General features: G+C 44.3%; 15 protein-coding genes. 11 read left to right on the top strand and 4 right to left on the bottom strand.

Features of this window, described 5'->3' with window-relative positions:
- Nucleotides 1-19: 19 nt before the first annotated feature.
- From G9F75_RS17300 to G9F75_RS17275, 6 genes are all read left to right on the top strand, one after another.
- On the top strand, nt 20-529 hold the full coding sequence (locus tag G9F75_RS17300) for a TlpA family protein disulfide reductase (protein ID WP_014418022.1): 510 nt from the start codon (nt 20-22) through the stop codon (nt 527-529).
- A gap of 78 nt (nt 530-607) precedes the next feature.
- Entirely contained in the window at nt 608-733 is a 126-nt protein-coding gene (locus G9F75_RS17295) for an FbpB family small basic protein (RefSeq protein WP_012117651.1), read from the top strand.
- A gap of 63 nt (nt 734-796) precedes the next feature.
- On the top strand, nt 797-943 hold the full coding sequence (locus G9F75_RS17290; RefSeq protein ID WP_003153977.1) for an acid-soluble spore protein N: 147 nt from the start codon (nt 797-799) through the stop codon (nt 941-943).
- A gap of 24 nt (nt 944-967) precedes the next feature.
- Nucleotides 968-1,210, top strand: coding sequence for a small acid-soluble spore protein Tlp (gene tlp / locus G9F75_RS17285; protein ID WP_021493415.1), 243 nt, complete (start codon nt 968-970; stop codon nt 1,208-1,210).
- A gap of 86 nt (nt 1,211-1,296) precedes the next feature.
- Entirely contained in the window at nt 1,297-1,713 is a 417-nt protein-coding gene (locus G9F75_RS17280; protein ID WP_003153973.1) for a YbgC/FadM family acyl-CoA thioesterase, read from the top strand.
- A gap of 15 nt (nt 1,714-1,728) precedes the next feature.
- Nucleotides 1,729-2,028, top strand: coding sequence for a hypothetical protein (locus tag G9F75_RS17275; protein WP_007611759.1), 300 nt, complete (start codon nt 1,729-1,731; stop codon nt 2,026-2,028).
- Between the two features lie 32 nt (nt 2,029-2,060).
- Here G9F75_RS17275 and G9F75_RS17270 read toward each other — a convergent pair whose 3' ends face one another.
- Together G9F75_RS17270 and plsY are read right to left on the bottom strand one after the other, a co-directional pair.
- Nucleotides 2,061-2,348: a HesB/YadR/YfhF family protein gene (locus tag G9F75_RS17270; protein WP_007410318.1), complete on the bottom strand. Its 288-nt coding sequence runs from the start codon at nt 2,346-2,348 to the stop codon at nt 2,061-2,063.
- A gap of 88 nt (nt 2,349-2,436) precedes the next feature.
- The gene (gene plsY, locus G9F75_RS17265) at nt 2,437-3,018 is read right to left on the bottom strand and encodes a glycerol-3-phosphate 1-O-acyltransferase PlsY (protein ID WP_014418024.1); all 582 of its coding nucleotides are present in this window, start codon (nt 3,016-3,018) and stop codon (nt 2,437-2,439) included.
- Between the two features lie 151 nt (nt 3,019-3,169).
- On the opposite strand from plsY, the gene G9F75_RS17260 reads away from it, so the two are divergent.
- The 3 genes from G9F75_RS17260 (at nt 3,170) to parC (ending at nt 8,394) form a co-directional block, all read left to right on the top strand.
- On the top strand, nt 3,170-3,577 hold the full coding sequence (locus G9F75_RS17260) for a CoA-binding protein (protein WP_007410316.1): 408 nt from the start codon (nt 3,170-3,172) through the stop codon (nt 3,575-3,577).
- A 423-nt stretch (nt 3,578-4,000) separates the two neighbouring features.
- A complete protein-coding gene (gene parE, locus G9F75_RS17255; protein WP_014305073.1) occupies nt 4,001-5,968 on the top strand; it encodes a DNA topoisomerase IV subunit B in 1,968 nt (655 codons plus the stop codon).
- A 2-nt stretch (nt 5,969-5,970) separates the two neighbouring features.
- Nucleotides 5,971-8,394 (top strand): DNA topoisomerase IV subunit A, encoded by a 2,424-nt coding sequence (gene parC / locus G9F75_RS17250; protein WP_095060115.1) that lies wholly within the window; start codon nt 5,971-5,973, stop codon nt 8,392-8,394.
- A 51-nt stretch (nt 8,395-8,445) separates the two neighbouring features.
- On the opposite strand, the gene G9F75_RS20185 is transcribed toward parC, so the two are convergent.
- Together G9F75_RS20185 and G9F75_RS17245 are read right to left on the bottom strand one after the other, a co-directional pair.
- Entirely contained in the window at nt 8,446-8,571 is a 126-nt protein-coding gene (locus tag G9F75_RS20185) for a hypothetical protein (RefSeq protein WP_003153957.1), read from the bottom strand.
- A 24-nt stretch (nt 8,572-8,595) separates the two neighbouring features.
- On the bottom strand, nt 8,596-8,949 hold the full coding sequence (locus tag G9F75_RS17245; RefSeq protein WP_003153956.1) for a hypothetical protein: 354 nt from the start codon (nt 8,947-8,949) through the stop codon (nt 8,596-8,598).
- Nucleotides 8,950-9,326: 377 nt separating this feature from the next.
- Here G9F75_RS17245 and G9F75_RS17240 point away from each other — a divergent pair, with 377 nt between their 5' ends.
- Both G9F75_RS17240 and G9F75_RS17235 read left to right on the top strand, forming a co-directional pair.
- Nucleotides 9,327-10,745 (top strand): alanine/glycine:cation symporter family protein, encoded by a 1,419-nt coding sequence (locus tag G9F75_RS17240; protein ID WP_100261812.1) that lies wholly within the window; start codon nt 9,327-9,329, stop codon nt 10,743-10,745.
- Nucleotides 10,746-10,948: 203 nt separating this feature from the next.
- A complete protein-coding gene (locus G9F75_RS17235; RefSeq protein ID WP_022553282.1) occupies nt 10,949-11,905 on the top strand; it encodes a sugar kinase in 957 nt (318 codons plus the stop codon).
- Nucleotides 11,906-11,925 lie beyond the last annotated feature (20 nt).

Genomic DNA, 11,925 nt, shown 5'->3' with positions numbered 1-11,925 from the left:
TTATGCGGGAGGCCTTGAGATGCTTGCGAAATGGCTGGGCGGAATATTACTTATCGGGTTGTTAGTGTATGCGGGCTGGAACATTTATTCTGTACAAAAAAGTCCGAAAGAAGGGACAGAAGAAGGGATGAAAGCCCCTGACTTTACACTTGATACATTGTCAGGAAAAAGCATCTCCCTTTCTGATTATAAAGGAAAAAAAGTGCTCCTCAATTTCTGGGCGACGTGGTGCAAGCCGTGCCGAATGGAAATGCCCGATATGCAGGAGCTGCAGAAAGAATATCCTGATATTGCGGTAGCAGCCGTTAATTTTACGTCCTCTGAAAAAAATATACAGGCTGTGAAATCATTTGCTGATCATTATCAGCTGACATTTCCTATTCTGATTGACAAAAGCGGAATTAACGGAGATTTCAACGTGCTTTCTTATCCGACAACATACATATTAGACGAAAAAGGAACCATTCAGCACATTCGCGTAGGCACGATGACAAAAAAAGAAATGAAAGAAAAACTGGATCTCAAATAGAGGTTCAGTTTTTTTATTGTGAAGGGCTTAGGTTTTGAAAAATTGGAAAAAATGAATGAAAACACGGAGGTGAGAAGATTGAAAAAAATGCGAAAACGTTCTTTTCATGAATTGGTTATGGAAAATAAACGTGAGCTGATGACCAATACGGAATATTTGAATCAGCTTGAAGAAAAGCTGGAGCAGCGGTTCAAACAAAAATAACCTTTAATTTGCAGTCATGTTTGCACCTCCTTTTGCAAAATATACTCTTAAGGAGGGATGAACATGGGCATAAACAAGAAAGACGGCCAGCCGCAATACGCTCCGAGCCACTTAGGGACAAAACCCGTTAAATATAAACGCAACAAAGGGGAAAAGTTTCATGACAAGTCAAACGGACATCCGATTGTCATGCAGACGAAAGGCGAATAACATCATCAAAGGAGAGCAGACATTATGACAAACAATTATCAAAAACCGAATCCGGATGACCGTTCCGATAACGTTGAAAAGCTGCAGGATATGGTGCAGAATACAATTGAAAATATAGAAGAAGCCAAAGAATCAATGGAATTTGCGACAGATGAGGAAAGACAGCGCATTCAAGAGAAGAATGCCAGACGCAATGAAAGCATTGAATCGTTCCGCAGTGAAATCCAGGATGAATCGGCTGCAAGAGAAAACGGCTATCAATCATAATAAAAACCAGGGAAACCTGGTTTTTTTCTCTTTCCGGCTCGTTGTGATAAAATGGGGCTAATCTGATAATAAGGGAGCAGAGAACGTTGCATGTGTCAAAAAAAGAAATAGAAGTGCGTTATGCGGAAACAGATCAAATGGGCATCGTCTATCATGCCAATTACTTAGTCTGGATGGAGGTCGGCAGAACGGCGCTGATTAAGGAACTCGGATTTCTTTACAAGGATATGGAAGATAGAGGTGTGCTGTCCCCTGTATTGGATATCAGCATTTCTTATAAAAAGCCGCTCCGCTACGGAGAAACGGCTGTCGTACATACTTGGATTGAAGAATATAACGGATTTAAAACCGTTTACGGCTACCACATCTATAATCCGGATCAAGAACTTGCCATCAAAGCGACATCCTCTCATATATGCGTTGATAAAGAGAGCTTCAAACCGATTCAGTTTCGCAAGGCTTTTCCTGATTGGCATGCCGCTTACGAAAAGGCAAAAAAATAAGGAGCGGCTGCACTTATGGCATTTGGAATTACGCGTAAGGAACTGGAAAGATGGAAGCGGGATGTATCGGAAGGGAAAATCGCTTTTTTAACGCATTACTGGCTGGACGACCGCTTTCCGGAGGCTAAGACCGTGACGAAGGCCGGTTCAAGCGATCTCAATAAACTGATCAGATGGGGAGCGGAGTACGGGCTGAAGCCGGAGTGGATTCACCATAAAAATGAATTTCCCCACTTTGACCTGCTCGGTGATACGCAAAGAAGCATATTAGAAAAAGAACGTCTGACTGATCATCTCAAAAGGTTCAGGCTGTAAAAAAAAAGAACGCATCCGCTGCGTTCTTTTTTTTACACATAATCAAATACCGGCTCTTCTGCCTGATCTGAATATGTGACTGACAAATCGTGATTATCAAAGTACCATAAGTCGCTTTCTTCAATAAAAAAGGTAATGCCTTCAACTTCCGTGCTGGTGCCGATGTTCATCGGCCGGTCTTTTAAAATGCCGAGAGAAAAGCCTTTCTGAACGTTGCTGCATCCCCCGTAACGGACAAAGAAACGGACGTGGTCGCCTGTTTCCAGATCGAGCTCTTCTTTGTACCAATCCAGCGCGCCTTTCGTTACTTTCATGTTCATCCGGAACACTCCCTTTTTGTTTCTCATATAAAGAAATTATCTCTATTATAAACGCATATGGCATTTTGATGTCAAAATTGAAGTTTCATCAAAACCATTTGATCTTCGGTTCTGTTTTGTTTATAATCCGTTTGATGTTTGCCCTGTGTCTGTAGATAACAAACGCGGTCAAGAGCGTCACTACGATTAATAAATAAGGGTCTTTTACAAACAGACAGTAAATAATCGTATAAATCCCTGTTAACATTGAAGACAGAGAAACAAATTTCGTAAGGAATAAAAATACGAAAAATACTGCAACCATCGTAACGAATAACAGCGGAGCATAAAACAGCAGGACGCCCCCTGATGTGGCTACGGCTTTGCCTCCCTTAAACTTTGCGAACACGGGGAATACATGGCCGATTACTGCTGCCACCCCTGCGAGAAGAGGATGAATGGGGACGTGCAGCAAATATGGGAGCGCCGCGGCCAAGGTGCCTTTTAAAATATCGGCTGCGATGACAACAGATCCCGCTTTAACGCCAAGCGTGCGAAAAGCATTTGTGGCGCCCAAATTGCCGCTTCCGTGTTCTCTAATATCGATCCCTTTCGCAAGTTTGCCTACGATTAAACCTGACGGGATGCTGCCTATTACATAGGCCAAAATAATCAATAAAGCAATCAACATCTACATTTCTCCTTTTCAATGTCCCTTCACTCTATTTTAACACGAGTTGTTACCGTCTGATGACAAGTTTTTTGAGAATTAAGCTGACAAAGCGCTTTTTTTGATTCCGGCGAAGCGGTCATGTACAATATATCAAAAGGAGATGGTAAAGATGCAAAATCCTTCAAAATCAGAGATTAAAGAAATTCTGGACCGGAGCAAACGGATCGCAGTCGTCGGGCTGTCAGACCGTCCCGACCGGACTTCTTACATGGTTTCCAAAGCGATGCAGGATGAAGGGTATGAAATTATTCCCGTCAATCCAACGATTGATGAGGCGCTTGGCGTTAAAGCCGTCGCTTCATTAAAAGACGTGGAGGGACCGATTGATATCGTGAATGTGTTCAGACGCTCTGAGCAGCTTCCCGGCGTTGCTGAAGAATTTTTACAGACGGACGCTCCCGTTTTTTGGGCGCAGCAGGGTCTTGCAAATGAAGAAGCGTATCGCATGATTACAGACAAAGGACGGACGGCTGTTATGGATTTATGTATAAAAGTCGCCCGCGCTGTTATAAAATAGGAACAAAAAAGGCAAAAATCCTTGGCAAATCAGGGGTTTTTGCTTTTTTATTGAAAGAATACTCTTTGCGTATGATGATGAAACAGATACAATAAAGCATGAACAGCTTTTTTAGAAACCCCTTTATACGGGGGTTTACAGTCTGTTTGCGATGGCCGGCATAAAGCTATATAATAGAAAGCGAACTCATGTTCTTATCCGCCGAAAAGGGCACCAAAAAGATGAAAAGCCGTTCGAATGTATGTCTTGCGGCCTAAAAAACGAGCCATTCGCTTAAATATGTTGCGAAATCAAGCATATTGGTTATAATTGTGAGTCCGAGGAGAATTGGACCGAAGCTTGCGCATACTGAAAAACAAAGACATGAAAACATTTAAAAAAGAGAATGATTAAGAGCAGGTTTTTTGAAAGGGGTTTGTACGTTTGGCTAGAAAACAGCAATTTGATTACAACGAAGATGCCATACAGGTGCTTGAAGGCCTGGAAGCCGTCAGAAAACGACCGGGAATGTACATCGGTTCGACGGACGCACGAGGCCTGCACCATCTGGTATATGAGATCGTCGACAATTCCGTCGATGAAGTTCTTGCCGGCTACGGAGATCATATTATCGTAACGATACATAAGGACAACAGCATCTCCGTACAGGACAGAGGACGCGGAATGCCGACCGGGATGCATAAGCTCGGAAAGCCGACGCCGGAAGTTATTTTCACCGTGCTGCATGCCGGGGGGAAATTCGGACAGGGCGGCTATAAAACAAGCGGCGGTCTGCATGGTGTCGGCGCATCTGTCGTAAACGCGTTATCGGAGTGGCTGACAGTTACTATTGAGCGTGACGGATATGTTTATAAACAGCGGTTTGAAAACGGCGGCAAGCCCGTGACTTCACTTGAAAAAATCGGAACCACCAAAAAAACGGGAACGCTTACCCATTTTAAACCTGATCCGTCAATGTTCAGCGCAACGGTTTATAATTTTGACACGCTGTCAGAACGTCTGCGCGAATCAGCTTTCTTGTTAAAAGGTTTGAAAATAGAATTAATTGATGAACGGAACGGCGTAAAAGAAGTATTTTATTATGAGAACGGAATTGAAGCATTTGTCGCTTATTTAAACGAGGAAAAAGACGCTTTATGCGAAGTGGTTTCCTTTGAAGGCGAGCATCACGACATTGAAGTCGATTTCGCGTTTCAGTTTAATGACGGGTATTCAGAAAATATGCTGTCATTCGTTAATAACGTCAGAACAAAGGACGGCGGCACCCACGAATCAGGAGCCAAAACGGCAATGACAAGAGCGTTTAACGAGTATGCGCGAAAGGTCGCCCTTTTAAAAGAGAAAGACAAGAACCTTGAAGGCGCCGATATCAGGGAAGGTTTGTCCGCAATCATTTCCGTGCGTATCCCGGAGGAACTGCTGCAATTTGAAGGCCAGACGAAAGGGAAGCTTGGCACAAGTGAGGCGAGATCAGCCGCGGATGCCGTCATTTCCGAGAATCTTGCTTATTTCTTGGAAGAAAACCGCGATACGGCGACCCTGCTTGTCAAAAAAGCGATTAAAGCAAGCCAGGCCCGTGAAGCGGCCCGTAAAGCGAGAGAAGAAGCGAGAAGCGGCAAAAAGCGAAAAAAATCAGAAGCGACGCTGAGCGGAAAACTCACACCGGCCGGTTCCAGAAATCCGGCGAAGAATGAATTGTATCTGGTGGAGGGAGACTCTGCGGGAGGTTCTGCAAAACAGGGAAGAGACCGGAAATTCCAAGCCGTGCTGCCCCTTCGCGGAAAGGTCATCAACACAGAGAAAGCAAAGCTTGCAGACATCTTCAAAAATGAAGAAATCAATACGATTATTCATGCGATCGGAGGCGGTGTCGGCGCAGATTTTGATATAGACGACATCAACTATGACAAGATCATCATCATGACGGACGCGGATACCGACGGCGCGCACATTCAAGTCTTGCTGTTAACGTTTTTCTACCGCTATATGAAACCTTTAATCGAGCACGGAAAAGTCTTCATCGCCCTTCCGCCTCTTTACAAAGTGAGCAAAGGGAGCGGTAAGAAAGAGATTATTGAATATGCCTGGTCCGACGAAGAAATGGACGGCGTTTTAAAGAAAGTCGGCAAAGGGTATACCATCCAGCGCTATAAAGGTCTGGGAGAAATGAACGCAGACCAGCTCTGGGAAACGACGATGAATCCCGAATCGCGAACTCTCGTCAGAGTCAAGATCGACGATGCTGCACGGGTAGAGCGCCGCGTAACGACATTAATGGGAGACAAAGTAGAACCGAGAAGAAAATGGATTGAAAAGAATGTTGCCTTCGGATTAGATGAGGAAAGCAATATTTTAGAAAATGAAAACTTGTCGGTCGCTGAGGAGGTTTAATAGTGGCACAGCCAGAATTATTTCATGATTTACCGTTAGAAGAAGTAATCGGCGACCGTTTCGGACGCTACAGTAAATACATTATTCAAGACAGGGCGCTGCCCGACGCTCGTGACGGTTTAAAGCCGGTGCAGCGGAGAATTTTATACGCCATGCACGCAGACGGAAATACATTCGATAAAAATTTCCGTAAAGCGGCGAAAACGGTCGGAAACGTTATCGGTAATTATCATCCGCACGGTGACAGCTCCGTTTATGAAGCGATGGTGCGGATGAGCCAGGATTGGAAAGTGCGGAATGTGCTGATTGAGATGCACGGCAACAATGGAAGCATTGACGGTGATCCGCCGGCTGCCATGCGTTATACGGAAGCGAGATTATCTTCTATCGCGTCAGAGCTTTTGCGTGATATTGATAAAAATACGGTTGAATTCGTTCCGAACTTTGATGACACTAGTAAAGAACCGGTTGTTTTGCCCGCCATGTTCCCTAACTTGCTTGTCAACGGATCAACCGGGATTTCAGCGGGCTATGCGACTGATATTCCCCCTCATCATCTGGGTGAGGTCATTGATGCCGTCATTAAACGGATTGAATCTCCGGATTGCACCGTCGATGACTTGATGCAGGTGATTAAAGGGCCTGACTTTCCGACAGGAGGCATTATTCAAGGAGTCGACGGCATTCGGAAGGCTTATGAAACCGGGAAAGGCAAAATTATTATCCGCGGCAAGGCTGAAGTGGAATCCGTAAGAGGCGGACGGGAGCAGATCGTCATTACAGAAATTCCGTTTGAAGTAAACAAAGCCAATCTCGTAAAGAAAATGGACGAATACCGCATAGACAAAAAAGTCGAAGGCATTTCTGAAGTCCGGGATGAAACTGACCGCACGGGGCTTCGGGTGGTCGTTGAGTTAAAGAAAGAAGCCGATGCAAAAGGCATCCTGAATTTCTTATATAAAAACACTGATCTGCAGACAACATATAACTTTAATATGGTCGCCATACATAACCGCCGGCCGATGCTGATGAGTCTTACAGCCATCCTGGATGCGTATATTTCCCACCAGAAGGAAGTAGTGACAAACCGCTCCGTCTTTGAATTGCAAAAAGCAAAAGAGCGGCATCACATCGTTGAAGGACTGATGAAGGCACTGTCTGTGTTAGATGAGGTCATAGCGGTCATCCGGGCAAGCAGCGACAAGAAAGATGCGAAACAAAACTTAATGTCTAAATTCGCATTTACGGAGCCGCAGGCCGAAGCGATCGTATCCTTGCAGCTGTATCGTCTGACAAACACGGATATTACGGCGCTAAAAGAGGAAGCGGAAGAGCTCAGCAAGAAAATTCAGGAGCTCGAAGCCATTTTAAGTCATGATAAAAAGCTGTTAAAAGTCATTACAAGCAGCCTGAAAAAATTGAAAAAGACCTATGCTGACAGCAGACGGTCTGTCATTGAAGAAAAGATTGAGGAAATTAAAATTAATCTTGAAGTCATGGTAGCCTCTGAGGACGTATATGTGACAGTCACAAAAGACGGCTATGTAAAACGAACAAGCCAGCGGTCATTTGCCGCTTCTAACGGCCAGGATTTCGGTATGAAGGATACTGACAGGCTGATTCACCAATTTGAAATGAACACAACGGATGTTCTCCTGCTCTTTACCAATAAGGGAAGCTATGTTTATTGTCCGGTTCACCAGCTTCCCGATATCAGGTGGAAAGACATGGGGCAGCACGTAACGAACATCATCACGATTGACCGTGATGAAACCATCGTGAAAGCTATACCGGTAAAAGAATTTGATCCATCTTCATATTTATTGTTTATGACGAAAAACGGCATGGTGAAAAGAACTGAAATGACGCATTACAAAGCGCAGCGTTACTCGAAAGCGCTTGTTGCCCTTAACCTTAAAGGGGACGACGAGCTGATTGATGTTCATGTCACAGACGGCGGCAGCCAGCTGTTTATCGCCACCCGCCTCGGGTACGGTTTATGGTTCGGTGAAGATGAAGTAAATGTAGTCGGTGCCCGTGCGGCCGGCGTAAAGGGCATAAATTTAAAAGACGGTGATACCGTCGTATCAGGACAAATCCTGCATGAAACAGATTCGCTTGTCCTCGTCACACAGCGGGGAGCAATCAAGCGGATGAACCTATCTGAATTCGAAAAAACATCCAGGGCGAAGCGCGGTGTCGTTATGCTGCGTGAGCTTAAAAAGAACCCGCATCGCGCAGTCGGCGTATTCGCGTGCGCTTTGGCCGACATGATCGCTGCGGAAACAGAAAAAGGCGAGAGAATCGAAATCGCCGTGAAGTCCTTGCGGGCGAATGACCGATACAGCAACGGTTCCTTCTTTACCGATGAAGATGAGACAGGGCCGGTAACAGATGTATGGCGTATCCCCGCGTCTGATGTTTAAGAGTAAAATTAAAATAAAAAAACCTCCGCTCATTGAGCGGAGGTTTACTATTTAGCTTTCATGGCTGCCGAATAAGTCAGTGATAGCGTGAATGACTTCGATTCCCTGCCATACAAATAAATTCAATGCAGTGAATGAAAACAACCCTAAAATCACCATTCGTAAGATAAACAACATGTTTAACAACCTCCTCATTTTATGTTACATAGATAGGCGATGTTGAACATGAAGCTCATCGAAATACGAGGACTGATAAAATTTAGCGATTAAAAAGCTTTTCTTTCGCTGTCTTCTCCGGGAAGCGGGGCGTCTCCTGTCTGATATCACGATCAGTGAGACAGAAGCGGCAAAAAGCGCCGTCAAGATATATGAGCCCGTCAGCGATTTTTTCTCATCATCAGCATTTTGGCCGGCCTTCATTTCGTGCATTTCCTGCTGGTCGGCTACCGCTTTAAAATGATGAGCAGTATCAAACGCATGGGGAATGGAGAGCAAATGAAAGCTTGCAATCGCTAAAAATAAAATAGAAGCTTTTAAAAACAAGATTTTTTTCAAATGTTCTCCCCCCCTTCATAAGTCTGAATATTTTTATTATAATACCCTAATTTAAATGTAAAGTAAACATATTTATTAAATTTAAAAAAATATTATCCTGGTTAAGTATATACCATTCCATCCATCTTTTCATCTCTTTTATCTTAAAGACCTATTTGTTATGATATGCACGCATTCCTTATGACGTGACAACATTTTTCGGGCTGTAAGATAAAAAACGGGGCATGACAGCAAAAGACGTGATGAAGAAACCGAAACATTTTCTTAAAAAAACTTCTCAACCACGGTCGTTGTGATATAATAATACTCGTTGTGTTAAAAGATCTAACATATGCAGCAAAAATGACAGTAAAAGATACGTAAAAGGGAGGTTAAACATGGAGGCTTTCATCAGTGAAATCATAAATGTTCCAAATGATTTTATTTGGAAGTATCTTGTTTATATTTTAGTCGGGATCGGATTGTACTTTACGTTCCGTTTTCGCTTTATTCAATTCCAATACTTTATTGAAATGTTTAGAATCGTCGGGGAGAAGCCGCAAGGAAATAAAGGAGTGTCTTCAATGCAGGCATTCTTTATCTCAGCCGCTTCTCGTGTCGGAACCGGAAACTTGACCGGCGTCGCGCTGGCGATTGCAACAGGCGGTCCCGGCGCAGTATTTTGGATGTGGATCGTAGCGATTGTCGGTATGGCTTCCAGCTTTGTGGAAAGCACCTTGGCGCAGCTGTATAAAGTGCGTTCCGGTGACGAATTCCGCGGCGGTCCGGCATATTACATGGCAAAGGGACTGGGCGCCCGCTGGCTCGGTATTTTATTCGCCGTATTGATTACCGTTTCTTTCGGACTTATCTTTAACGCCGTGCAGTCAAATACGATTTCTGTCGCGTTTGACGAAGCATTCCATGTGAATAAAACAGTTATCGCAATCATTTTAGCTGTATTAACGGCTTTCATTATATTCGGCGGTCTGAAACGTGTTGTTTCCGTCTCGCAATTAATCGTTCCGGTCATGGCGGGTATGTATATTCTGATCGCGCTGTATGTCGTGATTGTAAATATTACAGCGGTACCTGAGCTGTTTGTTACGATTGTGAAAAATGCGTTCGGTCTTGAACAGATCGTCGGCGGAAGCTTAGGAAGCATCATTATTATCGGTGCGCAGCGCGGCCTGTTTTCAAACGAAGCGGGTATGGGAAGCGCGCCGAATGCCGCAGCGGCTGCACATGTGTCGCATCCGGCTAAGCAGGGATTAATTCAGACCCTCGGTGTGTTTTTTGATACATTTATCGTTTGTACATCGACTGCCTTTATCATTTTATTGTACAGCTTTACGCCTAAAGGCGACGGCATCCAAGTGACACAAGCCGCACTGCAGCACCACCTCGGCGGATGGGCGCCGACATTTATTGCGATTGCGATGTTTTTATTCGCATTCAGTTCTGTCGTCGGCAACTATTACTATGGTGAAACGAATATTGAATTTATTAAAACAAGCAAAACATGGCTTAATATTTACCGCGTATTCGTCGTAGTGATGGTGGTATACGGATGTTTGGCTGACTTCCAGATCGTCTGGGACATGGCAAACTTGTTTATGGGACTCTTGGCTCTCATTAACTTAGTGGCAATCTTATTGCTGAGTAATGTAGCCTACAAGATCTATAAGGATTATGCCGCTCAGCGCAAAAAAGGTCTTGATCCCGTATTCAAAGCCGAGAATACTCCGGAGCTCAGGCATATTGAAACATGGGCGGAAGAAGAAGGTACAAGCCCCGAACGTAAGACTGCTAACTGAGGAAACATGCATACAATTTTCAAAAAACCCCTTACATTTTGTTGTGAGGGGTTTTTTTATGTGAAAAACCGGGTTATTTTTGCCGAAAACAGATTTTTTTGAATTTGTTGTATTTTTCTCTTGTGTGTGTAAGGGCTTTCATATAAAGTTTAACTAAACCGGTTTACCAAACCGATTTAGTCTTAAAGGAAAGGAGTATTAATGTGGCTTCTGATTATGGCATTTTTACGATCGGTGATGCGATGATCACCTTAAATCCCGCAAGCACAGGGCCTTTGCGTTTTGTTACCCATTTTGAACGAAAAGCAGGAGGAGCTGAACTGAATTTTGCGATTGCATGCGCCAGATTGAATCTGCACTCAAAGTGGGTCAGCAGGCTGGGGAAGGATGAGTTCGGCAGAGTGATTTATCAGTTTGCCAAAGGAGAAGGAATTGATGTGACTGACGTCTCCTATGTTGAAGGCTTTCCTACATCTTTAAATGTCAAAGAGATCAGAAATGACGGTTCAGGCAAGACGTTTTATTACCGTTTCAATTCACCAATTCTAACTCTTGCACCGGAAGATATAACAGAGAATATGTTTGCCGGCATTCACATCGTTCATCTTACCGGCGTGTTCCTCGCGCTTGATAAGAAAAACCTTGAAATTGCTGAAAGGGTGCTTTCCATCGCCAAAGCAAGGGGGATTCCCGTATCTTTTGATCCGAATATCAGGCTGAAGCTGTGGACGATTGAGGAGGCGCGTGCGGCATTTCATCAAATCTTTCCGCATACTGATATTCTTCTGGCGGGCCGGGACGAAATGAAACAGCTGACAGGTCTAAGGGAAAATGAGGCATTAGCCCGGTTTGCAGAGACCTATTCAATCAGTCAGCTTGTCATAAAAGACGGTGAAGCAGGTTCTGCGCTGTATCATGATCATAAGTGGGTTCACAAAGAGGCTTTCCCGGTTGCGCCTGTTGACACGGTAGGAGCGGGTGACGGCTTTAATGCCGGTTACCTGTACGGTTATCTGCATGGTTTTGAACCGGAAAAACGTCTGGAGCTTGCCAATGCGGTCGGTGCGCTCGTCACCACAGTTTCCGGTGACAATGAAGGGCTTCCCTATCTAGAAGAGGTTCTGTCATTTGTAAACAAAGAGACTGTGATTGAACGTTAGCAAGCACAACTTAAAAAGCG

The organism is Bacillus sp. EKM208B (assembly GCF_011800725.1).
Lineage (GTDB): Bacteria > Bacillota > Bacilli > Bacillales > Bacillaceae > Bacillus > Bacillus velezensis.
The sequence above is the reverse complement of the archived record's forward strand: the minus strand, read 5'-3'. Positions and strand labels throughout refer to the sequence as shown.

What these genes read in the sequence shown, in the direction of transcription:
- plsY (WP_014418024.1), bottom strand. Translation starts at nt 3,018, where the DNA reads ATGTTGATTGCTTTATTGATTATTTTGGCCTATGTAATAGGCAGCATC.
- G9F75_RS17260 (WP_007410316.1), top strand. Translation starts at nt 3,170, where the DNA reads ATGCAAAATCCTTCAAAATCAGAGATTAAAGAAATTCTGGACCGGAGC.
- tlp (WP_021493415.1), top strand. Translation starts at nt 968, where the DNA reads ATGACAAACAATTATCAAAAACCGAATCCGGATGACCGTTCCGATAAC.
- G9F75_RS17270 (WP_007410318.1), bottom strand. Translation starts at nt 2,348, where the DNA reads ATGAACATGAAAGTAACGAAAGGCGCGCTGGATTGGTACAAAGAAGAG.
- G9F75_RS17240 (WP_100261812.1), top strand. Translation starts at nt 9,327, where the DNA reads ATGGAGGCTTTCATCAGTGAAATCATAAATGTTCCAAATGATTTTATT.
- G9F75_RS17275 (WP_007611759.1), top strand. Translation starts at nt 1,729, where the DNA reads ATGGCATTTGGAATTACGCGTAAGGAACTGGAAAGATGGAAGCGGGAT.
- G9F75_RS17290 (WP_003153977.1), top strand. Translation starts at nt 797, where the DNA reads ATGGGCATAAACAAGAAAGACGGCCAGCCGCAATACGCTCCGAGCCAC.
- G9F75_RS17300 (WP_014418022.1), top strand. Translation starts at nt 20, where the DNA reads ATGCTTGCGAAATGGCTGGGCGGAATATTACTTATCGGGTTGTTAGTG.
- G9F75_RS20185 (WP_003153957.1), bottom strand. Translation starts at nt 8,571, where the DNA reads ATGTTGTTTATCTTACGAATGGTGATTTTAGGGTTGTTTTCATTCACT.